General features: G+C 72.8%; 22 protein-coding genes. 9 read left to right on the top strand and 13 right to left on the bottom strand.

Translation table 11 applies throughout. The features are described from left to right. Positions 1-90: 90 nt before the first annotated feature. On the bottom strand, positions 91-810 hold the full coding sequence (hemQ, locus tag BLV76_RS02850; RefSeq protein ID WP_090967771.1) for a hydrogen peroxide-dependent heme synthase: 720 nt from the start codon (positions 808-810) through the stop codon (positions 91-93). Positions 811-814: 4 nt separating this feature from the next. Next, complete coding sequence (locus BLV76_RS02855) at positions 815-2,194, bottom strand: protoporphyrinogen/coproporphyrinogen oxidase (RefSeq protein ID WP_217630245.1); 1,380 nt, start codon at positions 2,192-2,194, stop codon at positions 815-817. On the opposite strand from BLV76_RS02855, the gene BLV76_RS02860 reads away from it, so the two are divergent. Together BLV76_RS02860 and BLV76_RS02865 are read left to right on the top strand one after the other, a co-directional pair. Next, positions 2,193-3,095 carry an NYN domain-containing protein gene (locus tag BLV76_RS02860; RefSeq protein ID WP_090967773.1) on the top strand — a complete coding sequence of 301 codons (903 nt, stop codon included), beginning with the start codon at positions 2,193-2,195 and terminating at the stop codon, positions 3,093-3,095. The genes BLV76_RS02855 and BLV76_RS02860 overlap by 2 nt on opposite strands. Positions 3,096-3,164: 69 nt before the next feature. After that, positions 3,165-4,136 (top strand): DUF4349 domain-containing protein, encoded by a 972-nt coding sequence (locus BLV76_RS02865; protein WP_090967774.1) that lies wholly within the window; start codon positions 3,165-3,167, stop codon positions 4,134-4,136. 108 nt (positions 4,137-4,244) lie between these two features. On the opposite strand, the gene BLV76_RS02870 is transcribed toward BLV76_RS02865, so the two are convergent. The 5 genes from BLV76_RS02870 to BLV76_RS02890 form a co-directional block, all read right to left on the bottom strand. Next, positions 4,245-4,829, bottom strand: a complete 585-nt coding sequence (locus tag BLV76_RS02870; RefSeq protein ID WP_090967775.1) for a flavin reductase family protein — start codon at positions 4,827-4,829, stop codon at positions 4,245-4,247. Next, complete coding sequence (locus tag BLV76_RS02875) at positions 4,826-5,968, bottom strand: LLM class flavin-dependent oxidoreductase (protein ID WP_090967776.1); 1,143 nt, start codon at positions 5,966-5,968, stop codon at positions 4,826-4,828. Before BLV76_RS02875 ends, BLV76_RS02870 begins: the two co-directional genes overlap by 4 nt. Before the next feature lie 22 nt (positions 5,969-5,990). After that, entirely contained in the window at positions 5,991-7,286 is a 1,296-nt protein-coding gene (locus tag BLV76_RS02880; protein ID WP_245734516.1) for an SfnB family sulfur acquisition oxidoreductase, read from the bottom strand. Beyond that, entirely contained in the window at positions 7,283-8,398 is a 1,116-nt protein-coding gene (gene sfnG, locus BLV76_RS02885; RefSeq protein WP_090967778.1) for a dimethylsulfone monooxygenase SfnG, read from the bottom strand. The genes BLV76_RS02880 and sfnG overlap by 4 nt, the downstream gene beginning before the upstream one ends. A 205-nt stretch (positions 8,399-8,603) precedes the next feature. Then, positions 8,604-9,893 (bottom strand): acyl-CoA dehydrogenase family protein, encoded by a 1,290-nt coding sequence (locus tag BLV76_RS02890; RefSeq protein ID WP_090967779.1) that lies wholly within the window; start codon positions 9,891-9,893, stop codon positions 8,604-8,606. A gap of 131 nt (positions 9,894-10,024) precedes the next feature. Here BLV76_RS02890 and BLV76_RS02895 point away from each other — a divergent pair, with 131 nt between their 5' ends. Continuing rightward, entirely contained in the window at positions 10,025-11,011 is a 987-nt protein-coding gene (locus BLV76_RS02895; protein ID WP_090967780.1) for a LysR family transcriptional regulator, read from the top strand. On the opposite strand, the gene hemE is transcribed toward BLV76_RS02895, so the two are convergent. Further along, positions 10,986-12,032 carry a uroporphyrinogen decarboxylase gene (hemE, locus tag BLV76_RS02900; protein WP_217630246.1) on the bottom strand — a complete coding sequence of 349 codons (1,047 nt, stop codon included), beginning with the start codon at positions 12,030-12,032 and terminating at the stop codon, positions 10,986-10,988. The genes BLV76_RS02895 and hemE overlap by 26 nt on opposite strands. A 72-nt stretch (positions 12,033-12,104) precedes the next feature. Between hemE and BLV76_RS02905 the strand changes: the two genes are divergently transcribed. Together BLV76_RS02905 and BLV76_RS02910 are read left to right on the top strand one after the other, a co-directional pair. After that, positions 12,105-12,725, top strand: a complete 621-nt coding sequence (locus BLV76_RS02905) for a DUF3000 domain-containing protein (RefSeq protein ID WP_090967782.1) — start codon at positions 12,105-12,107, stop codon at positions 12,723-12,725. Between the two features lie 4 nt (positions 12,726-12,729). Next, a complete protein-coding gene (locus BLV76_RS02910) occupies positions 12,730-14,055 on the top strand; it encodes an HRDC domain-containing protein (protein WP_090967783.1) in 1,326 nt (441 codons plus the stop codon). A gap of 47 nt (positions 14,056-14,102) precedes the next feature. Here the strand turns inward: BLV76_RS02910 and BLV76_RS02915 are convergent, their stop codons facing one another. The 5 genes from BLV76_RS02915 to BLV76_RS02935 all read right to left on the bottom strand — a co-directional run bounded on the left by BLV76_RS02915 (position 14,103) and on the right by BLV76_RS02935 (position 21,242). Continuing rightward, a complete protein-coding gene (locus tag BLV76_RS02915) occupies positions 14,103-15,530 on the bottom strand; it encodes an ABC transporter substrate-binding protein (protein ID WP_139306450.1) in 1,428 nt (475 codons plus the stop codon). A gap of 9 nt (positions 15,531-15,539) precedes the next feature. Then, positions 15,540-15,935 (bottom strand): type II toxin-antitoxin system PemK/MazF family toxin, encoded by a 396-nt coding sequence (locus BLV76_RS02920; RefSeq protein WP_090967785.1) that lies wholly within the window; start codon positions 15,933-15,935, stop codon positions 15,540-15,542. A gap of 135 nt (positions 15,936-16,070) precedes the next feature. Further along, complete coding sequence (locus BLV76_RS02925) at positions 16,071-16,664, bottom strand: hypothetical protein (RefSeq protein WP_245734517.1); 594 nt, start codon at positions 16,662-16,664, stop codon at positions 16,071-16,073. A 46-nt stretch (positions 16,665-16,710) separates the two neighbouring features. Continuing rightward, positions 16,711-20,565, bottom strand: a complete 3,855-nt coding sequence (gene hrpA, locus BLV76_RS02930; RefSeq protein ID WP_090967786.1) for an ATP-dependent RNA helicase HrpA — start codon at positions 20,563-20,565, stop codon at positions 16,711-16,713. 164 nt (positions 20,566-20,729) lie between these two features. Continuing rightward, positions 20,730-21,242 carry a hypothetical protein gene (locus tag BLV76_RS02935; protein ID WP_090967787.1) on the bottom strand — a complete coding sequence of 171 codons (513 nt, stop codon included), beginning with the start codon at positions 21,240-21,242 and terminating at the stop codon, positions 20,730-20,732. A gap of 154 nt (positions 21,243-21,396) precedes the next feature. Between BLV76_RS02935 and BLV76_RS02940 the strand changes: the two genes are divergently transcribed. The 4 genes from BLV76_RS02940 to BLV76_RS02955 are packed head-to-tail and all read left to right on the top strand — an operon-like array spanning position 21,397 to position 25,195. Continuing rightward, complete coding sequence (locus BLV76_RS02940; protein ID WP_090967788.1) at positions 21,397-21,804, top strand: YciI family protein; 408 nt, start codon at positions 21,397-21,399, stop codon at positions 21,802-21,804. A 21-nt stretch (positions 21,805-21,825) separates the two neighbouring features. Further along, a complete protein-coding gene (locus tag BLV76_RS02945; protein ID WP_090967789.1) occupies positions 21,826-22,983 on the top strand; it encodes an RNA polymerase sigma factor in 1,158 nt (385 codons plus the stop codon). Positions 22,984-23,040: 57 nt separating this feature from the next. After that, a complete protein-coding gene (locus BLV76_RS02950) occupies positions 23,041-23,754 on the top strand; it encodes a response regulator transcription factor (protein ID WP_175539548.1) in 714 nt (237 codons plus the stop codon). A gap of 10 nt (positions 23,755-23,764) precedes the next feature. Continuing rightward, on the top strand, positions 23,765-25,195 hold the full coding sequence (locus tag BLV76_RS02955; RefSeq protein ID WP_245734518.1) for a sensor histidine kinase: 1,431 nt from the start codon (positions 23,765-23,767) through the stop codon (positions 25,193-25,195). Position 25,196: the final 1 nt, after the last annotated feature.

Raw genomic sequence — 25,196 nt, forward strand, 5'->3', positions numbered from 1 at the left:
ACTCCTTTGAACAATGTTGAGTAACTTACTCTACATTGCTGGTACGCCGCGACACGCCATTCCAGGAGGAACGGCGCGAGGCTTTCCCGATCAGGGCAGACGGTCGAGCAGGTCGCCCGGCGAGACGCGGGCGCCGGTGTAGAACGGCACCTCCTCGCGGACGTGGCGACGGGCGTCGGAGGCCCGCAGGTCGCGCATCAGGTCGACGATCCGGTGCAGCTCGTCGGCCTCGAAGGCCAGCAGCCACTCGTAGTCGCCCAGGGCGAACGAGGCGACCGTGTTGGCCCGCACGTCGGCGTATCCCCGCGCCTGCTGGCCGTGCTGGGCGAGCATCCGGCGACGCTCTCCGTCGTCGAGGAGGTACCACTCGTAGGAGCGGACGAACGGGTAGACGCAGATGTGCGCCCGCGGCTCCTCGTCGGCGAGGAACGCGGGGATGTGCGACTTGTTAAACTCGGCCGGGCGGTGCAGCGCCATCTGCGACCAGACCGGCTCGAGGCGACGACCGAAGGCCGTGCGCCGGAAGGCGTTGTAGGCCGCCTGGAGCTGCTGCGAGTCGGCCGCGTGCCACCAGACCATGAGGTCGGCGTCGGCGCGCAGGCCGGAGACGTCGTAGAGCCCGCGGACGACCACGTCCTCCTCGGCGAGCACCTCGAAGAGCGCCTCGACGTCCGTCGCCTCCGCGGAACGGTCCGCGTCGCCGAGGACGTCGCGGAGCTTGAACACCGACCACATCGTGTAGCGGATGGTGTTGTTGAGCTCCTTGGTGCGGGCGGCGTTGGTCTGCTCTGCGGGGGCGTCCGTGCTCATGCGTTCATTCTGCCGGGAGCAGCGAAGCCATCGCGCGGCGGGCCGAGCCGATCACGGCCGGGATGCCCACGCCGTCGTACGCCGCCCCGCAGAGCTCGAGCCCCGGCAGGTCGGCGATCCCGGCGCGGATGCGCGCGACCCGCCCGAGGTGGCCGACGGCGTACTGCGGCAGCGCGCCGCCCCACCGCTGCACGTGGGTGTCGACCGGCTGCGCGGTGATGCCGGCCGTGGTGGCCAGGTCGGCGAGCGAGACCCGCACGAGGCCGTCGTCGCCGGCCTGCAGCGTGCTCTCCTCCCCGTGCCGGCCGAGCGAGGTGCGGAGCACGACCACGTCGGGGTCGAGGTCACGCACCCAGCCCCACTTGGCGAAGGAGAAGGTCGACGCCTTGATCGCGCGCCGCTCGACCGGCGGCACGAGGAAGCCGGAGCGCTCGAAGCTGGCGTCGGGCACGTCGCTCGCGCGGAAGGCGAGGGTCACGACGGCAACGCTCGCGGCCTCGATGGCGGCGAGCCCGGCGGCGGCCTCTGGAGCGACGTCGGCGAGGAGCCGTGCGGTCGGGGCGGCGGGCGTGGCCAGCACGACGGCGTCGGCCTCGACGGTCTCGGGGTGGGTGGTCGGGCCGAGGACGACCCTCCACCCGCTGCCGGTCCGGTGGAGCTCGCGCACCGCCGCGGACATGCGGACCTCGAAGGAGCCGTCCGCCACGAGCGCGGGCAGCCGGCCCATCCCGCCCGGCAGGGACGCGAAGACGGGCGCGGCCGAGGTCGGCACGGCGGCGGCCTGCTCGAGGACGCTCCCCCGGCGGGCCATCGCGAGCAGCTGGGGCACGGCGGCGGCGGCGGAGATCTGCCGGGCGTGGCCGGCGTACACCCCTCCGAGCAGCGGCTCGACCAGCCGGTCGACGATCTCGTCGCCGAGGCGCGCCGCGACCAGGTCGCCGACGGACACGTCGTCGGGCACGTCGGTGTCGACGACCTCGACCGAGGCACGGGCCACGCCCTCGGCGCTGAGCACCCCGCTGGCGCCGAGCTGGGCGAGGTCGAACGGCACGCCCATCAGCGATCGCGGCATCGGCCGCAGCGCCCCGCGTGACCAGACCGCCGAGGTGGCGGCGGTCGGGTGGACGACCTCGGCGCCGAGCTCCGCGACGAGCGCGACACCCTCGGGCCGGCGCGCCAGCATGGCCTCGGCACCGACATCGACGGTCAGCCCGGCGACCTCGGCGGAGCGCAGCTTGCCGCCGACCTCGGGCGAGCCCTCGAGCAGCAGCACGTCACGGCCCGCCACCGCGAGGTCGCGGGCGGCGACGAGGCCGGCGATCCCACCCCGACGACCACCACGTCCCTGCGCTGCACCACCCGACCAGCCTAGGGTGATGACCATGGAGACCAGTGGGGGCACCGACCGGATCGCCGTGCTCATCGACGGCGACAACACCCGACCGGCCTACGCCGACGACGTGCTGAGCGAGGTCGCGAAGTACGGCAACCCGACGATCAAGCGGGTCTACGGCGACTGGACCAACTCGCACCTCAACCAGTGGTCGCGCAAGCTCAACAGCCTCGGCCTGCGCGCGATGCACCAGAACGCCTTCACCACCAGCAAGAACTCCACCGACCTCGCGCTCGTGATTGACGCGATGGACCTGTTGTACGACGACCACGTGGAGGCGTTCGCGCTCGTGACGAGCGACAGCGACTTCACCAGCCTGGCGCACCGGCTGCGCGAGTCGGGCAAGACCGTCTACGTGCTCGGCGAGAGCAAGGCGCCGGCGGCGCTGAAGAACGCGTGCGACAAGTTCATCGACCTCGGCGTCGTGCAGGACGAGAAGAAGCCGGAGCCCGAGCCCGAGGAGCACCCGGACGAGGCGCACGACGACGAGTCCGCCCCGGCGCCCATCAACCTCCAGAGCGCGCTGACCCGCGCGATCAACGCGGTCTCCGACGACGAGGGCTGGGCCCACCTCGGCTCCCTCGGCAACCAGCTCAACCGCACCCACCCGTCCTTCGACGCGCGCACCTTCGCCGGACCGGGCGGCCGGCTGAGCACGCTGGTCGAGGCGCAGCCCTACCTCGTGACCGAGGGGTCGGGCAACGCGCTGCGCGTCCGCCTCAAGGGCTCGGCCGCCAGGAAGGCCGCGGCCACGCAGGCCGACGCGAAGAAGGCGCGGGCCAAGGAGGCCCCCGCGAAGCAGGCCCCTGCAGAGAAGGCGCCTGCGAGGAAGGCACCGGCGAAGAAGGCCGCCACGACGAAGCCGGTCGTCACCCAGACCCAGAGGACCTGAGGGTCACAGTTCCGTCACGGGCCCGACCACGCCGGAACCGGCTCCGACGCGCGCCGCGTCGAACGCGACATGAGCAGACTCCCCACGACGCGCCTGCGGGCGGCCGGCATCCTGACCGCGATCACCATGACGGCCCTCCTGGCCGCCTGCTCCTCCGGCTCGGGCGACGGCGCGGGCGACAGCTCGGCGGCCGACTCGGTGGCGTCGAGCGGTTCCGGCGGTGGTTCGGACAGCAGCGGTGGCACCGCCCGTGAGCTCGGCGACCGGTCCACGGCGAAGGACGCCGGCTCCCGCACGGGCTCGGCGCCCGGCGGCGGACCCACCACGCCCGAGATGCAGCGCGCCGTCATCTCCAGCGGGGCGGTCTCGCTGTCCACCGACGACGTGCGGGCGACCCGCCAGGAGGTCCAGCGGATCGTCGACGCGCAGTCCGGCGACGTCGCCGAGGAGAACACCGAGAGCGACGAGCGGGGCGACGCGTCCTACTCCCGGCTCGTCGTGCGGGTGCCGAGCGCGAAGTTCGCCGCGACCATGCAGGCGCTCGAGGACACGGCCACGCTGCGGTCCTCGACCCGCGGGTCCGAGGACGTCACGACGCAGGTCATCGACACCGGCGTGCGCGTGCGCGCCCAGGAGGCCAGCCTCGAGCGCGTCGAGCTGCTGCTGGCGGAGGCCGACAGCCTCAAGGACGTCATCTGGATCGAGTCGCAGCTCACGAGCCGCCAGGCCGAGCTCGACTCGCTGAAGTCGCAGCAGTCCTACCTCGAGGACCAGACGTCGCTGTCCACCATCACCGTCGACATCTCCCAGGTCGACGTCTTCGAGGACGACCCCGAGGGCCAGGACGACCGGCCGGCCGGTTTCCTCAGCGGGCTCGATGGTGGCATGAAGGCGATGGGTGCGGTGCTGGTCGCCGTGCTGACGATCCTCGGCGCCCTGCTGCCCTTCGCCGTGGCGGCCCTGGTGCTCGGCCTCCCACTCTGGCTCGTCGTACGCCGTCGCCGGGCCGCCGCGGCACCTGCCGAGGTCGCCGACGCCTGAGCGCCCCGGGGGTGGACGACGAAGGCAGCGGCCCGGCCTCCACTTCGCCCAAGGGAGGCCGGGCCGCTGGTGACCCGGGAGCGTTGGCTCCCGGGCGTCTGGTGGCGATCAGGCCGCGTCGTGGGCCTCGCCGGGTACGACGGACGGCTCGCCCCGGTCGACCTCGGCGCCGTTGATCCGGCCGTCGAGGCGGGACGGGTCGAGGTCGTCGCGGTGCAGCTTGGCGAAGGCCGAGCGGTGGAAGACGAGCGGGTGCTCGCCGTCGCCCCCTCCGACCTCGTGCACCTCGAGCAGCACGATCACGTGGTCGCCGGCGACGACCTCGTCGTGGATGGAGCAGTCGTAGGTCGCGACGGCCTCGTCGAGCAGCACCGAGCCGTTGCCGGTGACCCGGAAGGGCAGCCCGGTGAACCGCTCCTCACGTGGCCCGGCGAGCTGGCGGCAGACCGCGTCGTGGTGGTCGGCGAGCACGCTGATGCCGAGCCGGTCGGCCTCGCGCAGCGCCGGCCAGGTGGAGCTGGACGTCGCGATCGAGAACGACACGAGCGGCGGGTCGATGCTCACCGAGGTGAACGACGACGCGGCGATGCCCGTCAGCTGGCCCTTCACGGACGCGGCGACGGCGACGACGCCGGACGGGAACGCCCCGAACGCGTCGCGCAGCGTGCGCTGGTCGAGCCCGGGCGCACTCACGACGCCGCCTTCTGGGCGCCGAACGGCACCGAGGCGCGTGCGGTGACCGGAGCGGGGTTGGTCCACAGACCGCGCTCCTCGAGGATCGGGAGCACCCCCTCGCCGAACTGGTAGGCGCCCTCGAGGTGGGGGTAGGCCGACAGCACGAGCTCGTCGATCCCGACGGAGTGGTACTCCTCGACGAGGTCGGCGACCTCCTCGTGGCTGCCGACCAGGGCGGTGCCGGCACCGCCGCGGACCAGGCCCACCCCGGCCCACAGGTTCGGGTGGATCTCCAGGCCGTCCTTGCTGCCGTTGTTGAGGTCGAGCATGTTCTGCTGACCCACCGACTCCGAGCGCCGCAGGCCCTCCTGCACGCGCGCGATGTCCGCCTCGTCGATGCCGGCGAGCAGCCGGTCGGCCTCGGCCCACGCCTCCTCGGAGGTGTCGCGGGAGATCGTGTGGACGCGCAGGCCGTAGGTCAGCTCGCGGCCTCGCTTCTCCCCCAGCTCCTTGATCCAGGCGATCTTCTTCGCAACCGCGGCCGGCGGCTCGCCCCACGTCAGGTAGACGTCGGCGTGCTCGGCGGCGACCTCACCGGCGGCCGGCGACGAGCCGCCGAAGTAGATCTGCGGGATCGGGTCGGGCAGCTGCTGGAGCCGGGCCTGGTCCACGCGCAGGTGCCGCCCGGCGTAGGTGACCTCCTCGCCCGTCCAGAGGCGCCGGACGATCGAGAGGAACTCGCCGCAGCGCTCGTAGCGCTCGTCCTTGTCGAGGAAGTCGCCGTAGGCGCGCTGCTCGTGCGACTCACCGCCGGTGACGACGTTGAGCAGCAGCCGGCCACCGGTGAGGTTCTGGAAGGTCGCGGCCATCTGCGCGGCCAGGGTCGGCGAGGTCAGGCCGGGCCGGAAGGCGACGAGGAACTTCAGCCGCTCCGAGAGCGGGGCGAGCATGGCCGTGGTCAGCCACGCGTCCTCGCACCACGCGCCGGTCGGGGTCAGCGCGGCCTCGAAGCCGAGCTGCTCGGCGCTCCGCGCGATCTGCCCGAGGTAGGGCACGCTGGCGGGCCGGCCGGCGACGCCGTGCTCGACGCCGTGGCCGCCGCTGACGACCTGGCGGCCGTCGCCTCCGTTGGTGGGCAGGAACCAGTGGAACTTCATCGCAGTCCTTTCGGGACGGGTGTCAGAGCTGGCCGTGGTTGGGCGGTGGCGTGCCGTCGACGGCGTACCGCCCGAGGTGCTGGACCTTCCACGCGGCCGGGTCGTGGAGGGTGTGGGTGCGGGCGTTGCGCCAGTGCCGGTCGAGGTTGAGCGAGTCGAGGGCCGAGCGGGTGCCCGAGACCTCGAAGAGCCGGCTGGCGACCTCGACCGACGTCTTCGCCGAGTGCGCGCGGGCGGCGGCGACGGCCAGGCTGGCCGTGGCCGCCGTGTCCTCGCCCAGGTCGGCGTCGGCCGCGTCGACGGCGCGACCGGCCTCCCGCAGCAGCGCCTCGGAGGCGCGCACGTCGAGCTCCATCTGGCCGAGGGCCTGGACGACGAGCGGGTCGTCCGCGGCCCGCTCGACCCCGGCGTCGGGGTACGGGCGCGACTTCGTGCGGACGAAGCGCGCGGCCTCGTCGAGCGCCGCGCGCGCGATGCCGACGTCGAGGGCGGCGTGCAGCACCTGGGCGAAGGCGCCGTAGGTCTGCGGACCGGTGAAGGTGAGGTGGTACGGCGTGATGTGGGCGTCGTGCACCTCGACGTCGACCAGCTCCACGGTGCCGCTGGCGGTCGTGCGCTGGCCCATCCCGTTCCAGTCGTCGGTCACCGTGACGCCGCGCGCCTGTCGCTCGACCCACGCGACGTGGAGCGGGCCCTCGCCCGGGGCTGCGAGCGTGTCGAGGTGGGCGAGGACGGGGATCCAGTCGGCGAAGAGGGCACCGGTGCTGTAGCCCTTGGTCCCGTTGAGCGTCCAGCGGCCGTTGCCGATCGGCGTCAGGGCGGTGCGGATGTCGCGCACGTGCCGGGTGCCGGTCTCGGACTGGGCGTTGCCGAACCGCTTGCCGGCGAGCACCTCGCCGAGGAAGAACCGCTGCTGCTCGGTCGTGCCCTGGTGCCGCATCGCGTTGACGTACACGAAGTGGCTGTGCGGCACCTGCGCCACGCTCGGGTCGCCGGCGGCGAGGATCCGGAAGACCTCGACCAGCGTCTCGACGGACAGGCCGGCGCCACCGTGCTCGACCGGCACCGTGACCGCGAGCAGCCCCGAGGCCGACAGCCGCTCGAGCTCGGCGGCGGGCAGGATCCGGTCGCGGTCACGCTCGCTCGACGTCGCGGCGAGGTCGGCGGCGACCTCGCGGGCGGTGGCGATCGCCTCGTCGGCGGTGAGCACGGGGACGTGTTCCGCGTCACCAGCCGGGTGGTCGGAGGCAGACGGGGTCCCCGCGGCGTTGTCCGGAGGAGCGGAGCGGGGGAGGAGAACGTCGTGGGGTGTCTTCACGCCACGCGCTCCTGCTCGGCGGCCTCGAGCTCGCGCACGATGGGGAGGACCTCGCGGCCGAAGTGCTCGACCTCCTCCTGGAAGTGCAGGAAGCCGAGGAGGAAGAGGTCGACACCGCGGCGCTTGAACTCGATCATCCGGTGGGCGACCTGCTCGGGCGTGCCGACCAGGCCGGTGCGGAAGCCGTCGTTGTACTGCACGAGGTCGCGGAAGTCGGAGTCCTGCCACATGCCCTTCTTGTCCCCCGTCGACTGACCGGCCTGCTTGACCGCGTCACCGAAGCCCTGGACCGCCTCGGGGTTGGCCCGGGCGATGATCTCCTCGAGGGTGGCGTGGGCCTCGGCCTCGGTGTCGCGGGCGACCATGAAGCCGTTGACCCCGATCTTCACCGCACGACCGGCCTGCCGCGCGGACGCCGAGACGCCCGCGACCTGCTCGGCGATCCCGTCGGGGGTGTTGCCGTTCGCGAAGTACCAGTCGCTGACCCGTCCGGCCATCGCCTGCGCGACGCCGGAGTTGCCGCCCTGGAAGATCTCCGGGAGCGGACGCCCGGGCAGGTCCAGCGGCTTGGGGTTCATCGAGAAGTCGCGCAGCTGGAAGAACTCCCCGCGGAACTCGGCTGCGTCGGTGCTCCAGATCTCGCGGATGTAGGAGATGAACTCCTCGGCCATCCGGTAGCGCTCGCCGTGCTCGAGCCACCGCACCCCCATGTTGGTGGCCTCGTCCTTGAACCAGCCGGACACGACGTTGATCGCCGCACGGCCGTTGCTCAGGTGGTCGGCGGTGGCGATGAACTTCGCCAGCACGCCCGGTTGCCACATGTAGGGGTGGACGGCGGAGATGACCTTGAGCCGCTCGGTGGCGAGCAGCAGCGCCAGGCTGAAGCTGGTGGCCTCGTGCTGGTAGGCGGCGCCGTAGGACGCGGTGTAGCGCACCTGGGTCAGCGCGTAGTCGAAGCCGTTGTTCTCGGCCGTCTGCGCGAGGCGCTTGTTGTAGTCGTAGTCCCAGCCGGTGCGCTGCTCGATGTCGGAGATGACCAGGCCACCGGAGACGTTGGGGACCCAGTAGGCGAACTTCAGCGGCTCGCTCGCGATCGGTCGGCTGGTGCTCATCGGTGCTCCTCGGCAGTGCTGATCAGGTCGGGTTTCATGGCTTATCTCTATCGATCTTGTAGACAAAATTAGCAGCGGGTGAGCCCGATCTCCCGCACCCGTCCAGCGGGGATGGCGATCGGGTGACAGGTGGTGCCTTGCAGCCAGACCGGTTCAGGTCCGGCCAGGCACCACCCGTCGCCCTCGGGTGCCGGTGCGTGACCGGTCAGCTGGTGGGGGCGGGCGCCCAGTCCTGGCGGCGGCGGGTGCCACCGATCGACCAGGCGTACGGCGGCGGGGTGCCGTTGACGACGTGGGCGCCGACGACGCGGGCCTTGAGGATGCGCGGGTTGTGCGAGGCGACCGTCCGGGCGTTGCGCCAGTGCCGGTCCAGCGCGAGCGGGCGCGCCGTCGCGGAGGCGCCGAGCGCGTCGAAGAGGTCGGACGTCGCCCGCAGCACGAGCTCGGAGACCACGACCTGCGCGGTCGACGACTCGATCTCGCTGACCTCGACGAGGCGGGCGACCTCGTCGGCGTCGGCGAGCACCGCGTCGGCCACGGCCTGGACGCTGCCCGCGACACGCAGCGTCGCGGCCTCCGCGGCGTACACCGCCGCGGCGATCTCGCCGATCCGGGCGAGCACCTGCGCGTCGTCGCGCACGCGCGGTGCGTTGGCGTGGGAGAAGTTGCGGGTGCGCTTCTGCACGGCGTCGACGACGTCGGCGAGCGCGGCCCTCGCGATGCCGGTCAGCGTCGCGAGGAGGTTCAGCTGGTAGAACGCGGTCTGGTACGGGAAGCGCTCCTCGAACGGCAGCACGTGGTCGGCCGGCACGCCGACGTTGTCGAAGGTGGTCGTCCCGCTGCCGGTGCCCTTCTGTCCGAAGCCGTTCCAGTCGTCCGCGGTGACGACGCCACCGTCGCGGGTGTCGACCAGGGCGATCGCGGTCGGGTCCTCGACCTCGTCGGGGTGGCCGGGTCGGGCGACGCGCGCGTGCACGTCGACCCACTCGGCGAAGATCGTGCCGGTCGTGTAGTACTTCGTGCCGTCGAGGCGGTAGGACCCGTCGGCGCGGGGACGCAGCACGGTGCGCGGGAGGTCGATGTCGGAGCCGACCTCGGACCACGCGTTGCCCGCGATCTCACCGGCGGCGAACCGGTCGAACGACACGCGCTGGTCGCTCGAGCGCGCGTGGTGCCACAGCCGGTCCTCGACGAGCGCGAAGTGCCCGCGGAAGGCCTGCGGCAGGTTGGCGTCGGCCGCGGCGAGGTCGATCCACAGGCCGGCCAGGTCGACGAGGTCGAGGCCGGAGCCGCCGTGGGCGACCGGGACGCGCAGGGCGCCGAAGCCCGCGGCCTTGAGGCGCGCGACCGCCTCGACGGGCAGTGCGCCGTCGAGCTCGCGCTGGAGTGCGCCCTCGCCGACAGCGGCGAACACGGCCGGCCAGTCGGTGGACTGCGGGCCGGGCGGGCGAGGGGTGGACCGACTGAGGGTGGGTCGGACACGCAGGGTGGTCATGGGTGGTTCCTCCCGTTTTGTATAGTTACTTAGTAGACTTTAGGGAGTCGGGGTCGCGGACCACGACTTCCCGGCAGCAGGTTTTGCCGACCACCACGCCAGATCACGTCAGCAGAGAGCAGGAGCAACGGGTGCGGATCGAACAGCTGGAGTACCTCGCGGCAGTGACCGAGCACGGGTCGCTGCGACGCGCGAGCGAGGCGATGCACATCTCCCAGCCGGCCCTGAGCGAGGCGGTGACCAAGCTCGAGAAGGAGCTCGGCACGACGCTGCTCGACCGTCGGCGCACCGGCTCGCGGATCAGCCGCCAGGGCCTCGACCTGCTGCAGAGCATGACGGAGGTGCTCGAGGCGGTCGATCGGCTGCGCGAGGCCGCGGGCCAGCAGTCCGTACGCCGACGCGACCTGCGCATCGGCACCGTGAACACGGCGTCGTCGAGCCTGCTCGCCCCGGCGCTCCGCGACCTCCATGCGCGCCACGGATCGGGGGGCATCGAGGTCGTCAACGGCCGCCAGACCGACATCCAGCAGGGACTCGCCGAAGGATCGCTCGACCTCGGCCTGGTCAACGTCCTCCCCGGCGACGAGGTGCCGCCGACGCTGGTCGCGGACAAGCTCATCGAGGGCACGCCGGTCGCCTGCCTGCGCTCCGACCACCCGCTGACCTCCAAGGAGCGGGTCACCATCGACGACCTGCGCGCCGAGCCGCACGTCTTGATGAGGCCCGGCTTCGTCATGCACCGCTACGCCCACCGCCTCTTCGCGGGCGCGCTGCCGGAGACGACGTACGCCACCGACGGGGCCGAGATGGGCAAGGCGATGGTCGCGGCGGGCCTGGGCCTGTCGATCCTGCCCGACTTCTCGATCACGGGCGACCCGCTGGTGCGCGCCGGGGTGCTGACGACGCGGCCGATCCAGACCGACCAGACCACCGTCACGCTGCTGATGCTGCGCCGGCGCGCCGAGCGGGTCTCGGAGCCGCTGCGCGACCTGCAGACCGCGCTCGTGCGGCAGGCGCGCGCCTACCTCGCCTCGCTCGAGCTGCCGGCGACCGGGTCGGACCCGGTGACGGTCCCCTCGCCCGTGACGCCGATCAGTAGCCGTGCACGAAGTCTGTGAGCCGCGCCAGCTGATCGGGGTCGGTCGACGGGATCACGCCGTGGCCGAGGTTGAAGATGTGCCCCGCGGCCGCCCGGCCGGCGTCGATGATCGCCGCCGCCCGCTGCGTCATCACCTCGGTCGGGGCGAACACCAGCGTCGGGTCGAGGTTGCCCTGGACGGCCCGGTCCCCCACCTGCGGGATCGCCAGCTCCAGCGGCGTACGCCAGTCGACGCCGACCACGTCGGCACCTGCCTCGCCCATCAGGCCGAGGAGGTTGGTGGTGCCGACGCCGAAGTGGATGCGCGGCACGCCGAGCTCGCCCGCCGCGGCGAGCACGCGCTGTGAGTGCGGCATGACGGAGGCGCGGTAGTCGTCGGGGGTGAGTGCGCCCGCCCAGGAGTCGAAGAGCTGCACGGCCGAGGCGCCGGCCTCGACCTGGATCCGGAGGTAGGCGGCCGCGATGCCGGCGATCTTGCGCATGAGCGCGTCCCACACGTCGGGGGCGCCGAACATCATCGCCTTCGTCTTCGCGTGCTCCTTCGAGGGACCGCCCTCGACGAGGTAGGACGCGACGGTGAAGGGCGCACCGGCGAAGCCGATGAGCGGGGTGGCGCCGAGCTCGGCGACGAGCTGGCGCACGGCCTGCGTGATGAAGGGGACGTGTTCGTCGGTCAGGTCGGGGATCGCCTCGACGTCGGCGAGGGTGCGCACCGGTGACGCCACGACCGGGCCGACGCCGGGCTTGATGTCGAGGTCGACCCCGACGGCCTTCAGCGGCAGCACGATGTCGGAGAAGAAGATCGCGGCGTCGACGCCGTAGCGGCGGACGGGCTGGAGCGTGATCTCGGTGACGAGGTCGGCGTCCATGCACGACTCGAGCATCCCGATGCCCTCGCGGACCGCGAGGTACTCCGGCAGGGAGCGACCTGCCTGGCGCATGAACCAGACCGGCGTGTGCGACGGCGCCTCACCCCTCGCCGCGGCGAGGAACGGGCTCTGCGCGAGCCCCGGGTGGGGGGTCTGGCCGGCGTCTGTCACCCTCGAATCTTCGCAGGTCAGGCGGCGTGGCGGCACATCCACGAGGACGTGGGCTGGCTTACGCTGGCTGGCATGGTGGCCCGTCACGAGACCCACCCGGGCAGTGCTGCCGCGGCTGGGCCCGCGGAGTTCCGCGCGGCTGTGGAGTCGATGCGTCGGGCCGCACTGCGCCCGGAGGTCTTCTGCGAGGAGATGCCCGCACCCCAGCGGATCGCCCCCTGGTCGTCGGCCCTGAGCGCCGACGTCACCGTCGACGACGAGGACCTCGGCACCGGCCGGCTGATCCTGCTGCACGACCCCGCGGGCAACGACGCGTGGGACGGCACCTTCCGCTGCGTGGCCTACGCCCGCGCCGACATCGACCCCGAGCTCGGCGCCGACCCGATGCTGGCCGCCGTCGGCTGGTCGTGGCTCACCGAGGCGCTGGAGGCGCACGGCGCCGACTACCACGCGGCGTCCGGCACGGTCACCTGCGTCACCACCGAGAGCTTCGGCGGGATGGCCGACGAGGAGGGCACCGCCCAGGTCGAGATCCGGGCGTCGTGGACCCCCGACGTCGACGACGGGGGCGCGCTCGACATGACGGCCCACGTGGAGGCGTGGGGCGAGCTGATGTGCACGGCCGTCGGCCTGGCCCCCGTGCCCGAGGGCGTCATCGCCATCCCGAGCCGTCGCGGGCAGCGCGGCACCTGAGCAGATGCCAGAGACGCCGCACAGTCCTGACGCCGAGCCCGCCACCGCGCCCGACGAAGCTCCCGACGCCGCACCCTCCCCCGATGCCGGGGCCTCCCCCGACGCCGAGGCGCCGCCCGCGCCGCTCCTGGAGCTGCGCGACGGCCTGCCCGAGGTCGTCGACACCGACGCCGGTCTCCTCGAGGCCTGCGCGGCGCTCGCCGCCGCGACCGGTCCGGTCGCGATCGATGCCGAGCGCGCGTCGGGCTACCGCTACTCCAACCGGGCCTACCTGATCCAGCTGCGCCGCGAGGGCGCCGGCACGTGGCTGATCGACCCGATCCCGATGACCACGCTCGCGCCGCTCCAGGAGGCGCTCGCCGGCGCCGAGTGGATCCTCCACGCGGCGACCCAGGACCTCCCCTGCCTCCGCGAGGTGGGCCTGACCCCGACCAGCCTGTTCGACACCGAGCTGGCCGGACGGCTACTCGGCTACCCGCGCGTCGGCCTGGCCACCCTCGTCGAGACGATCCTCGGCCAGCGGATGCGCAAGGAGCACTCTGCCGCCGACTGGTCGACGCGCCCGCTGCCCACGCCCTGGCTCGACTACGCCGCGCTCGACGTCGAGGTGCTCATCGAGCTGCGCGAGCACATGATCGGCGAGCTCGCCGAGGCCGGGAAGACCGAGTGGGCCCGCCAGGAGTTCGAGCACCTCCTCGGCTTCGAGCCCGCCGTGCGCGTCGACGCGTGGCGGCGTACGTCCGGGGTGCACCGGCTGCGCGGGCGCCGGTCCCTCGGGGCCGCGAAGGCGCTCTGGGAGGCCCGCGACGAGATCGCCGCCGAGCGCGACGTCACCCCCGGCCGGATCCTGCCGGACTCCGCGATCGTCGTCGCCGCGACCGCGATGCCCTCCGACCGCCGCGCGCTCCTCGCCCTCCAGGGCTTCCACGGCCGCGGCGCCAGCCGCTACGCCGCGAGCTGGGTCGATGCACTCACCCGGGTGCGCGAGATGTCCGAGGACGAGCTGCCGAGCCGCGCTCCCCGGGGCGACGGACCGCCCCACCCGCGCACGTGGGCCGACCGCGACCCGGTCGCCGACCGGCGCTTCAAGGCCGCCCGCGAGTCGATGCTCAACCTCGCCGAGGTCCACCACCTCCCGGTGGAGAACCTGCTGACCCCCGACTACCTCCGCCGGCTCATGTGGGCGCCGCCGGCGACCCGGGAGCCGGCCGCCCTGGCCGAGGGCATCCGCCAGCAGCTGGCGTCCTACGGCGCACGGCCGTGGCAGGCCGAGCTCGTCACCGGCGCCCTCGTCGGCGCGGTCCTCGGCGCCGAGGTCGAGCCCGGCTGAGCCCGGCTCCTCGGTCCTGAGTCTCCTGGAGACTCAGGAGCGAGCAGCTACTCGGTCGGCGAGTCGCTCGGGTCGTCGGTGGGCGTCTCCGTCGGCGTCTCGGTCTCGTCGGGCGGCGAGAGGATCGCCTGCGACGCCTCGTCGATCTGCTCGGTGACCAGGTCGAGGTCGAGCACGCCGGGGGCGGTCACCATCCGCTCGAGGAACGGGGTCACCGCCTCGATCAGCTCGAGCCGCTGGTCGATGAACGGCGGCACCACCATGTAGCGGATGCTCGCGTTGTAGACCGCCGCGTCCGCGGGCTCGAGCTCGGGGGCGAGGAAGTCGTCGGAGGACGCGACCTCGGTGTTGGCCGGCACGATGTAGCCGGTCTTGGCGACCGTGGCGCTCGCGGCGTCGGAGACGGCGTAGGCGATGAAGTCGGCCGCGTCCCCCGTCACCTTCGAGTCGGCGGACAGGCAGAGCCCGGTGATGTCGCCGACCGTGGCGCGGTCGTTGATGGTCGGCATCGGCATCACGTCGAAGTCGAGCTTCTCGGCGTCGCGCAGCTGCGGGACGAGGTTGCGGAAGCCGGCGATCATTGCGAGCTCGCCGCGCTTGAACAGCTGGACCGGCGTGGCGCGGGCGAGCTGGGCGTTGGTCGGCGTGAGCGTCGAGTCGCGCAGGATCTGCAGCGTCTGGTTCAGCGCGTCGCGGGTGCCGTCGTCGGTGAAGGCGAGCGAGGTCGGCTCGCGGTCGTCGTCGAAGACCTGGCCGCCGCCGGAGTAGATGAACGGGGCCAGGCCCTGGAGGGTCGGGTCGATCCAGACCCCGCGACGATCACCGCGGCGCGAGGCGAAGCGCGCGGCGTCACCGAACTCGGCGAGCGTCCAGCGGTCGCGCACCCCGTCGGCGTTGGGCGTGGGCACGTCGTAGTCGCGACGCTCCATCTTGTCCCAGTCGACGAGCTTGGTGTTGTAGTAGATGACCATCGGCGAGATGGAGTACGCCATGCACTGCAGGTCGTCGTTCATCGCGAAGGCGTCGACGGCGTCGCGCGAGAACCGGTCGCCGAAGTCGACCCCGCGCTCGTCGAGCAGCAGGCTCACCGGCTGGAGGGCCTCGGCGTTGACCAGCTGGCCGAGGTCGATGCGCGAGGTGAGGAAGGCGTCGGGCGCGTCGCCGGCCAGCACGTCCTCGAGCGCGGACTCGTGGTCGGGCCACGACTTGAGCGTCACCTGGCGGGTGGTCGAGGTGGCGTTGAAGGAGTCGACGACGCTCTGGAACGCCGCGACCTCCTCGTCGGTGCCGTAGGCGCCGAAGGTGACCTGGCGCGGCTTGTCGGTCGGCTTGCCGGTCTTGGTCGGCTTCGGGCCCGGCCCGGGCTCCGGGTCGGCGTCGCCGGTGCACGCCGCGGTGGCCAGCGCGACCATGAGCGCGCAGCCGGCGAGGGCACCTCGACGGAGGGTCGATCGGGAGACAGGAGCACCAAGCACAGCGAGACCCTACCGAGGGAGTCCACGGCGGGCGGAGACGACGGCGTCGAAGGTCGCGCGGTCCAGCGCGGCCCCCTCGCGGCGTACGCCGTCAGGGCTGAGGCGGACCAGCCGGTCGAGGCGCACCTCGCTGGGCCGGCGCTGCGCGTCCCAGCCGCCGGTGCCGACGTCCATCCAGTGACGGCCGTGGCGTGCCTCGTCCTCGGCGTCGCGGTCGTGGTCCTGGCTGCTGAGCATCAGCCCGACCCAGCCGGGGCCGTCGGGATCCTCGTCGAGCACCAGCACCGGCCGGTCCTTGCCCTGGCTCGGGTCGTCCTCGTAGGGGACCCACGCCCACACGACCTCGCCCGGGTCGGGCTCGCCGTCGATCTCGGGTGCGTAGTGGGCCTCGACGTCGTCAGTCACAGCCCGAGCCTAGGGCCGGAGGAGGTGACGAGTGCGCCGGACCGGGAGCGCCTCACGGCGCGTGGCCGCTCGTAGCGGCTTATTTTGGGACCCGGGGCTGCCACAGCCCGACGCACTCATGACCATTGTAAGTGGCTACGCCAGCGTGTCCGCGATTTCCCCATGTCCGGCCGCCTCGAGCTGCTCCGACAGGGCCAGCATCCGGGAGATCTCGTCGTGCGACGCGTCCAGGCTGGCGCGCCCGGCGGCGACGATCCGGGCGAAGGCGGCGGCCCGGAAGAGCGTGACGGCGAAGTCACCACGGGCGATGCCGCGCAGCACGTCGTCGACCATGGAGCGCAGCTCGTCGGGGCCGGGCGGGTCGGCGACCCCGGCGACGACACGGGCCACGTCGACCCTGCGCTGGCCGGCGTCGTACTCGGCAGCGACGCGCTCGGGGTCGGCGTGCACCCACGAGCGGAGGAGGAACAGCCGCCACAGGCTGCCGGCCAGGGTGTCGGCGGGCGCGCCGGACCAGACCTCGGCGAGCGTCTCGAGGCCCTCGGTCTCGGCGAGGTGGACGACCCGCTCCGCGAGCGTCGGGTCGTCCGACTCGCGCGCCCCGCGGACGAGCACCGTCGCGGCGAGGTCGCCCGCCTCGCGCACCTGCGCGGGATCGGCGCCCCCGACGATGTCGGCGAAGAAGCCGTCACCGGGGGTCATCGGGCGGTGGTGGATGCGATCGCTCACCACGACAGGTTAGGACCTGGTCACGACACCGCGCCGTCGTGCCTGCTCAACCCGCGGAGCGCGCCATCACCTTGCGGATCCGCTGGTCGCTGACCTTCTCGCGCGTGCCGAGGGCCTGGGCGAAGAGCGAGACGCGGTACTCCTCCAGCAGCCACCGTGCGTCGCGCAGGTGCGCCGGCACCGGCTGGCCGTCGGGGAGCGCGGCGACGGCGTGCAGCCAGGCCTCCTGGAGACCGGACAGCTGGTCCATCAGCTGTCGGTCGCGGACGACCTGCTGGTCGAGGCGCTCGCGACGGTGGGCCACCGCGGTGAGGTAGCGGCTCAGGTCGCGCAGCCGCGCCGGGCCGGCGTCGGCGACGAACCCGGCCGTCATCAGCCGGCCCACCTGGGCGCGCATGTCGGTCAGTGCGGGCAGCGTCATCAGGTCGGCGCGGCCGGAGATCGCCTTGTCGGTCGCGCGCCACGACTCCAGCACCCGCATCACGTCGTGCACCGCGGCACTCGTCCCGGCGGCCACGGCCTCGCGGGCGGCGGCCACCGCGTCGTCGTACGCCGCCTCGTCGCGGACCGTGGGTCGCGCGTCGACCACCTCGCCGACGATGCCGGCGCGCACGTCGTCGAGCAGGTCGGCGACCGAGGGGTACGGCGACCCGACCAGTGCGAGCTTGGCCCTCTGGTCGAGGCCGGCCGCGGCGAGCACGTCGTCGACAGGGGCCGCCGGGCCGAGCGCGAGGAGCACGAGACGGCGTACACCGAGCCGGTGGTGCGCCGCCGCCTCGTCCGCCGTGGCGAGCACCTGCAGGCCGACGGTCGCGCCCTCGTCGACGAGGGCCGGGAAGCCGCGGACCTCGTGGCCCGCGCGCCGCTGGACGAAGGACTCCTCGACGGTGCCGAAGGTCCAGGTGGTCTGCCCGGTGGAGGTGATTCCCGAGTCGGCTGCGACGTCGGCCATCGCCTGCTCGAAGTTCGGCCGCAGCGGTTCCTTGAGCGCGTCGAGGTCCTTGCCGCGACCGGCCACGGTGCCCTCCTCGGTCACGACGCGGTAGGTCGGCCGCAGGTGCGAGGGGACCTTCGACCAGTCCCACGCCTCGCGGTCGATCACCAAGCTGCGGGTGCTGCGGGCGAAGCGCTCGAGCGCGTCCAGGAGCGGCTCGGCGCCGGGCGGGGTCGCCGCGAGGAACTCGCGCGCGGTGTTGGGCGCGGGGACCATCGAGACGCGGAGGTTCTTGGGAAGCGAGCGGATCAGCTCGGTGACCAGCTCCTCGCGCAGGCCGGGCACGAGCCACGAGAAGTCATCGGCCTCGATGCGGTTGAGGGTCGCCACGGGGACGTCGATCGTGAGCCCGTCATCGACCGCGCCGGGCTCGAAGTGGTAGCTGATCGGGAAGGTCAGCCCGGCCTCGTCGGAGTCCTGCCACTGCGTGGGGAAGTCGGTCGCGCGCACGTCGTCGGCCGTGTCGTGGGTCAGCATCGCCGGGTCGAAGGTGAGCAGGTCGGGCCGCTTCTGCCGGGCGCGCTTCCACCACTGGTCGAAGTGCTGGCCGCTGACCACGTCGGCGCCGACCCGGCGGTCGTAGAACTCGAAGAGGGTCTCCTCGTCGACCACGATGTCGCGGCGCCGGGCGCGGTGCTCGAGCTCCTCGGCCTCCTCGAGCAGGCGGGCGTTCTCGGCGAGGAACCGGTGGCGCGAGGACCACTCGCGCTGCACCAGCGCGTGGCGGATGAACAGCTCGCGGGCGAGCGGCGGGTCGATCCGGCCGTACTGCACCAGCCGGTCGGCGACCAGCGGGACGCCGTACAGCGTCACCCGCTCGCGCGCCATCACGGCGGCGCGCTTGGTCGACCAGTGCGGCTCCGAGTAGGTCCGCTTCACCAGGTGGGCGCCGAGGGTCTCGGCCCACTCGGGCTTGATCGCGGCGTTCTGGCGGGCCCACAGGCGCGAGGTCTCGACGAGCTCGGCGCTCATCACGAATCCGGGGTTGCTGCCGCGCAGCACGCTGCCGGGGAAGATCGCGAAGCGTGCGTTGCGGGCGCCGAGGTACTCCCGCATCGGGCGCCGCTCGCCCGGCTTCGCCTTCTCCCGCTCCTCCAGCGCGCCGATGTGGCTGAGCAGGCCGGACAGCAGCGCCTGGTGGATGCCGTCCTCGTCGGGGGTGTCGGACGGGTGCCCGACGTGGAGCTTCATCTCCTTGGCGACCTGGCGGAGCTGGGACTCGTAGTCCTGCCACTCGCGGATGCGCATGTAGTTGAGGTGCTCGCGCTTGCACATCCGGCGGAAGGCGCTCGACGAGAGCTCCTTCTGCTGCTCCTTGACGTGCCGCCACAGGTTGAGCCAGGTGAGGAAGTCGCTCGACTCGTGCTTGAACCGCGCGTGGAGCTGGTCGGCCTGGGCCCGCTGCTCCTCGGGGCGCTCGCGGGGATCCTGGATCGAGAGCGCGGCGGAGATCACGAGCACGTCGCGCAGGCAGCCGAGGCGATCGGCCTCGATGATCATCCGGCCCAGCCGGGGGTCGATCGGGAGGCGGGCGAGGCGCCTGCCGACCTCGGTCAGCCGGACGCCCGGACGGGACGTCATGGGTCGTCCCGGTCCGGACCGGGGATTCTCATGACGTTGCGGCTCGGGGGCGGTGGAGAGCGCGCCGAGCTCGTCGAGCAGGTCGGTGCCGGCCTTGATGTTGCGGCGGTCGGGTGGCTCGACGAAGGGGAAGCGCGCGATGTCACCGAGGCGCAGCGAGGCCATCTGGAGGATGACGCTGGCCAGGTTGGTGCGCAGGATCTCGGGGTCGGTGAACTCCGGGCGCGCCTCGAAGTCCTCCTCGGAGTAGAGCCGGATCGCGATGCCCTCCGACACGCGCCCGCAGCGACCGGAGCGCTGGTTGGCGGAGGCCTGGCTGATGGGTTCGATGGGCAGCCGCTGCACCTTGGTGCGCACGGAGTAGCGGCTGATCCGCGCGACGCCCGTGTCGACGACGTACCGGATCCCGGGGACGGTCAGCGACGTCTCGGCGACGTTGGTGGCGAGCACGACCCGGCGCACGATCGAGGAGTGGCTGGAGAAGACCCGGTGCTGGTCGGCCGCGCTGAGGCGCGAGTAGAGCGGGACGATCTCGAGCCGGTCGCTCCTGAGGGCGTCGAACGCGTCGGCGGTGTCGCGGATCTCCCGCTCCCCGGGCAGGAAGACCAGCACGTCGCCGGGGCCCTCCGCCGAGAGCTCGCGGACGGCGTCGAGGATCGCCTCGGTCTGGTCGCGCTGGACGGGCTCGCCCTCCTCGTCCTCCTCCGGCAGCTCGAGGAGCGGCCGGTAGCGGACCTCCACGGGGTACGTCCGTCCCGACACCTCGACGACCGGCGCGTCGAAGTGCGCGGCGAAGCGATCGACGTCGATGGTCGCGCTGGTGATGATCACCTTGAGGTCGGGCCGGCGCGGGAGCAGCCGCTTGAGGTAGCCGAGGAGGAAGTCGATGTTGAGGCTGCGCTCGTGGGCCTCGTCGATGATGATCGTGTCGTACTTGCGCAGGTCGCGGTCGCGCTGCAGCTCGGCCAGCAGGATGCCGTCGGTCATCAGCTTGACCCGGCTCGAGCGGCTCGTGCGGTCGGTGAACCGGACCTGGTAGCCGACGACGTCGCCGAGCTCGGTGCCGAGCTCCTCGGCGATGCGCTCGGCGACCGAGCGGGCGGCGATCCGCCGCGGCTGGGTGTGCCCGATGAGCTTGCCACCCTCGGCGGACCCGAGACCGCGGCCGAGCTCGAGGCAGATCTTGGGCAGCTGGGTGGTCTTCCCGGAGCCGGTCTCGCCGGCCACGATCACGACCTGGTGGTCGCGGATCGCCTCCGCGATGTCGTCGCGGCGCGCGGAGACCGGGAGCTCGGCGGGATAGGTGATCTTCACAGCGGGAGACATTCTCGCCCACCGCGGCAACCGGATTGTCCGTGGTCGTCCGATTCGTGATCCCCCGGCTGACCGGGGATTCCCCAACTTCTCGGGTCTTGCACGGGCCGACAAGTTCGTTGATACCCGGCTGACCGGGGGATCACGAGGGGTCACACGAGGGGTCACGCGAGGGGTCAGGAGCTGGAACCGGAGTCCGAGTCGTCCTCGGGCGGCGTCGTCGGCTGCTGGCCTCCCGGCATCCCGCCGCCCGGTCCGAAGCCCGGGCCGCCGTTGCCGTCCTGGCGGCCACCGGGGCCGCCGAAGTCGCCCATCGGGCCGCGCTGCTGGCTGAAGTCGCCGCGGTCGGGGCCGTCGTTCGTCACCGCGTGGACGGCGGTGACGCCGAGGCCGCCGACGATGACGCCGGCCAGCGCGGAGGCGATCAGGGCACCGAGGCTGAAGGCGCGGTTGCCGTCGCCGCGGCGCACGCCGCGGAAGCGCTCGCGGAAGCCGCGCCTGGCGGCGGGCGCAGCAGGCGGGACGGTCGCGGCGGCGTACGGCGGCGCGGGCGGCAGGGCGCTGGTCTCGTCGGTGGGGGCCTGGCCGGCGGGGGTCCGCGCTGCGGGCTGGTCGACCGGCGCGCCCTCGGGACGCACCGGCTGGGTCTCGTCGATGGGCTGGGCGCCCGGGGACTTGTCATCGGTCATGTCCCCGAAGGTGCAGCCGCTCCCTGTGCGGGACCTGTGGCGAGGATCTGAGGCAACCGAGAAAAGTCGCCCGGTGGATGTCGAGACGCGCCGCGCGGCTCCGTCCCCGGGGTGGACGCGGCCACAATGGGCCGCACGAGACAAGGAGACCGACATGCCGAAGTACCTGCTCCTCAAGCACTACCGCGGCGCGCCCACCGCGGTGAACGACCACCCCATGGACGAGTGGACGCCCGAGGAGATCGACGCCCACATGCAGTTCATGGACGACTTCGGGAAGCGCCTGGAGGCCAACGGGGAGTACGTCGACGCGCAGGCGCTCGCCCCCGACGGCGCCTGGGTCAGGGCCGACGACGCCGGCACGGCGCCGGTCACCGACGGCCCGTTCGCCGAGACGAAGGACCTCATCGCCGGGTGGTACGTCATCGACGTCGACGGCTGGGACCGCGCGGTCGAGCTCGCCAGCGAGCTGTCGATGGCCCCCGGCAAGGACGGCAAGCCGATCCACGAGTGGCTCGAGGTGCGCCCCTTCTACGGCTCGCCGACCAGCACCGGCGACTGACGCCCGACGACCTGGACCGTGATGACAGACGCCCTCGACCCGGCCGTGCTTCGCCCGCTCGTGCCGGCCGTCACCGGCATCCTCGTCCGCCGCGGAGCCGACTTCGCGGCGGCCGAGGACGCCGTGCAGGAGGCGCTCGTGGACGCGTGGCGGACCTTCGGCGACGGCTCGGCGGAGGCACCGCGCGACCTCAAGGGCTGGCTGGTGACGGCCGCGTGGCGGCGGTTCCTCGACGTCGTACGCTCCGAGTCCGCGCGCACGCGCCGGGAGGTGGCCGTCGACGCGGAGCCCGAGCGGGGACCGACCGAGGCCGTCGACGACACGCTGCGGATCTTCTTCCTCTGCGCGCACCCGGCACTCACCCCGGCGTCGGCGGTCGCGCTGACGCTGCGCGCCGTCGGCGGCCTCACGACGAGGCAGGTCGCCGAGGCCTACCTCGTGCCCGAGGCCACGATGGCGCAGCGGATCAGCCGCGCGAAGAAGACCGTGTCCACGCAGTCGTTCGACCAGCCGGGCGACCCGGCCACGGTGCGCCGGGTGCTCTACCTCGTCTTCAACGAGGGCTACACCGGCGACGTCGACCTCGCCGCGGAGGCGATCCGGCTGACCCGCCAGCTGGCGACGCTCGCCCGTGACCCCGAGACCGACGGGCTGCTCGCGCTGATGCTGCTGCACCACGCGCGGCGCGAGGCGCGCACCCGCGGGGACGGCACGATCGTCCCGCTCGCCGAGCAGGACCGGAGCCGCTGGGACACCGCACTCGTCGCGGAGGGGGTCGCGGTCCTGCAGGCCGCGCTGGCGCAGGACCGACGCGGCGAGTTCCAGCTCCAGGCGGCCGTCGCCGCGCTCCACGCGGATGCCGCGAGCGCCGAGGAGACCGACTGGGTGCAGGTCGTGCAGTGGTACGACGAGCTGCTGGCGCTCACTGGCAGCCCGGTCGTCCGGCTCAACCGGGCGGTCGCGCTCGGTGAGGCCGACGGGGCCCGGGCCGGGGTCGCCGCGCTCGCCGAGGTCGACCCCGCGCTGCCGCGCCACCGGGCCGTGTCGGCGTACCTGCACGAGAAGGACGGCGACCTCACGACCGCCGCACGGCTCTACGCCGAGGCCGCCGCCCTGGCGACGAACGTCGCGGAGCGGAACCACCTCACCAAGCAGGCGGCCCGCCTGAACCGGCGCTGAGACGGTCGACAGGCGCGGCACAGGAAACGCACAGCAATAATCGGCAAGATGCTGCCCATGCAGCAGCTCACCCGGCCCGACGGCACGCCTGTGCGGGTCCTCGTCGTGGACGACGAGGTCAACATCGCCGAGCTCCTCTCGATGGCCCTGCGATACGAGGGCTGGGAGCTCCAGATGGCCCACAACGGCACCGACGCCGTCGCGACCGCCCGCGACTTCCGGCCCGATGCCGTGGTGCTCGACATCATGCTCCCCGACTTCGACGGCCTCGAGGTGCTGCGCCGGATGCGCGCCGACGGCAACGACGTGCCGGTCCTCTTCCTCACCGCCAAGGACGCCGTCGAGGACCGCATCGCCGGCCTGACCGCCGGCGGGGACGACTACGTGACGAAGCCGTTCTCGCTCGAGGAGGTCGTGGCGCGGCTGCGCGGCCTGATCCGCCGCGGCGGCACCGCCGCCCAGGCCGATGCCGGCAACATGCTGGTCGTCGGCGATCTCACCCTCGACGAGGACAGCCACGAGGTGCACCGCGCCGGCGAGGAGATCAGCCTGACCGCGACCGAGTTCGAGCTGCTCCGCTTCCTGATGCGCAACCCGCGCCGGGTGCTCAGCAAGGCGCAGATCCTCGACCGCGTCTGGCAGTACGACTTCGGGGGCCAGGCCAACGTCGTCGAGCTCTACATCTCCTACCTCCGCAAGAAGGTCGACGCCGGCCGTGAGCCGATGATCCACACCATGCGCGGCGCGGGCTACGTGCTGAAGCCGGCGTGAGGTCCACTCCGTGAACCGCCTCCGGTCGCTGACCGGCCGTCCACTGACCCTCACTGCCCGGCTCGTCGCCGTGGCGGTGCTGCTGGTCGCGGTGACGGCGCTCGCCATCGGCACGGCGACGACCCTGGCGATGCGGCAGAGCCTCGACAAGCGGCTCGACGCCGATGTCGCCGACACCATGCGCACGCTGTTCGGCCCGGGACGCGGCGGCCCGGGCGACTTCGGCGCGGGGCAGGAGTACGGCACCCTCTACGCCGGGTTCCTCGACGACGGTCCCGTGAAGGCCGGCGGCCAGGTGCTCAACCACGACGAGGACGACCGGGGTCCCCGACGCACCTCGTTGACCGACGACCAGCTCGACGCGCTCTCCGGGCTCGATCCGTCGGAGGAGCCGCAGGACGTCACGATCCCCGGGCTCGGGGACTACCGCGTGCTCGTCACCGACCTGAGCGACGGGGTGGCGGTCGTCGGCCTCCCCTGCTCGGACGTCGACGCGACGATCAGTGACCTCGTACGCCTCGAGCTGCTCGCCACGGCGCTCGGCGTGCTCGCCGCGGCAGGCGTGGGCCTCTGGGTCGTTCGCCGCCAGCTGGCGCCGCTGCGCGAGGTCTCGGCCACCGCCCACCGCGTCTCCGAGCTCCCCCTCGGGTCGGGGGAGATCGAGCTCGGGGAGCGGGTGCCGGAGCGGCTCACCGACGACCGCACCGAGGTCGGCCAGGTCGGTGCCGCGCTCAACTCGATGCTCGACCACGTGGAGAGCTCGCTGGCCGAGCGGCACCGCAGCGAGCAGCAGGTGCGCCAGTTCGTCGCCGACGCCTCCCACGAGCTCCGCACGCCGCTGGCCACGATCGCCGGCTACACCGAGCTGGCCCGCAAGCGCCCCGAGGCCACCGGCACCGCGCTCGACAAGGTCGAGACGGAGTCGGCGCGGATGACCGGGCTGGTCGAGGACCTGCTGCTGCTCGCCCGGCTCGACTCCGGTCGCCCGCTCGTGCGGGAGCCCGTCGACCTGTCGCGCCTGCTCATCGAGGCCGTCGACGACGCCCGCGTCGTCGACCCGGAGCGGTCGTGGCGGCTCGCGCTCCCCGACGCCCCGATCACCGTCCAGGGCGACGGCGCACGGTTGCACCAGGTCGTCAGCAACCTGCTCACCAACGGACGCAAGTACACCCCCGCCGGCAGCACGATCACGGTCACCGGGACGGCGTACGGCTTCACGGTGCGCGACGACGGACCGGGCTTCCCGACCGACCTGGCGCCGCGCGCCTTCGAGCGCTTCGTCCGGGGCGACGCCTCGCGCAACCGCGCGGGCGGCGCCGGGCTCGGGCTCTCGCTGGTCGAGGCGATCGTCCTCGCCCACGGTGGCACGGTGTCGCTGCGCAGCGAGCCGGGCGAGACCGTCATCGCGGTCGACCTGCCCGGGGACTCCCCCATTTCGTAAC

This window comes from Nocardioides exalbidus (genome assembly GCF_900105585.1).
Classification (GTDB): domain Bacteria; phylum Actinomycetota; class Actinomycetes; order Propionibacteriales; family Nocardioidaceae; genus Nocardioides; species Nocardioides exalbidus.

Excerpts from the sequence above, each read along its gene's own strand:
- hemQ (WP_090967771.1), bottom strand. The coding sequence starts at position 810 with ATGAGCACGGACGCCCCCGCAGAGCAGACCAACGCCGCCCGCACCAAG.
- BLV76_RS02860 (WP_090967773.1), top strand. The coding sequence starts at position 2,193 with ATGGAGACCAGTGGGGGCACCGACCGGATCGCCGTGCTCATCGACGGC.
- BLV76_RS02855 (WP_217630245.1), bottom strand. The coding sequence starts at position 2,194 with ATGGTCATCACCCTAGGCTGGTCGGGTGGTGCAGCGCAGGGACGTGGT.
- BLV76_RS02865 (WP_090967774.1), top strand. The coding sequence starts at position 3,165 with ATGAGCAGACTCCCCACGACGCGCCTGCGGGCGGCCGGCATCCTGACC.
- BLV76_RS02875 (WP_090967776.1), bottom strand. The coding sequence starts at position 5,968 with ATGAAGTTCCACTGGTTCCTGCCCACCAACGGAGGCGACGGCCGCCAG.
- sfnG (WP_090967778.1), bottom strand. The coding sequence starts at position 8,398 with ATGAGCACCAGCCGACCGATCGCGAGCGAGCCGCTGAAGTTCGCCTAC.
- BLV76_RS02890 (WP_090967779.1), bottom strand. The coding sequence starts at position 9,893 with ATGACCACCCTGCGTGTCCGACCCACCCTCAGTCGGTCCACCCCTCGC.
- BLV76_RS02905 (WP_090967782.1), top strand. The coding sequence starts at position 12,105 with ATGGTGGCCCGTCACGAGACCCACCCGGGCAGTGCTGCCGCGGCTGGG.
- BLV76_RS02910 (WP_090967783.1), top strand. The coding sequence starts at position 12,730 with ATGCCAGAGACGCCGCACAGTCCTGACGCCGAGCCCGCCACCGCGCCC.
- hrpA (WP_090967786.1), bottom strand. The coding sequence starts at position 20,565 with ATGTCTCCCGCTGTGAAGATCACCTATCCCGCCGAGCTCCCGGTCTCC.
- BLV76_RS02935 (WP_090967787.1), bottom strand. The coding sequence starts at position 21,242 with ATGACCGATGACAAGTCCCCGGGCGCCCAGCCCATCGACGAGACCCAG.
- BLV76_RS02940 (WP_090967788.1), top strand. The coding sequence starts at position 21,397 with ATGCCGAAGTACCTGCTCCTCAAGCACTACCGCGGCGCGCCCACCGCG.
- BLV76_RS02945 (WP_090967789.1), top strand. The coding sequence starts at position 21,826 with ATGACAGACGCCCTCGACCCGGCCGTGCTTCGCCCGCTCGTGCCGGCC.
- BLV76_RS02950 (WP_175539548.1), top strand. The coding sequence starts at position 23,041 with ATGCAGCAGCTCACCCGGCCCGACGGCACGCCTGTGCGGGTCCTCGTC.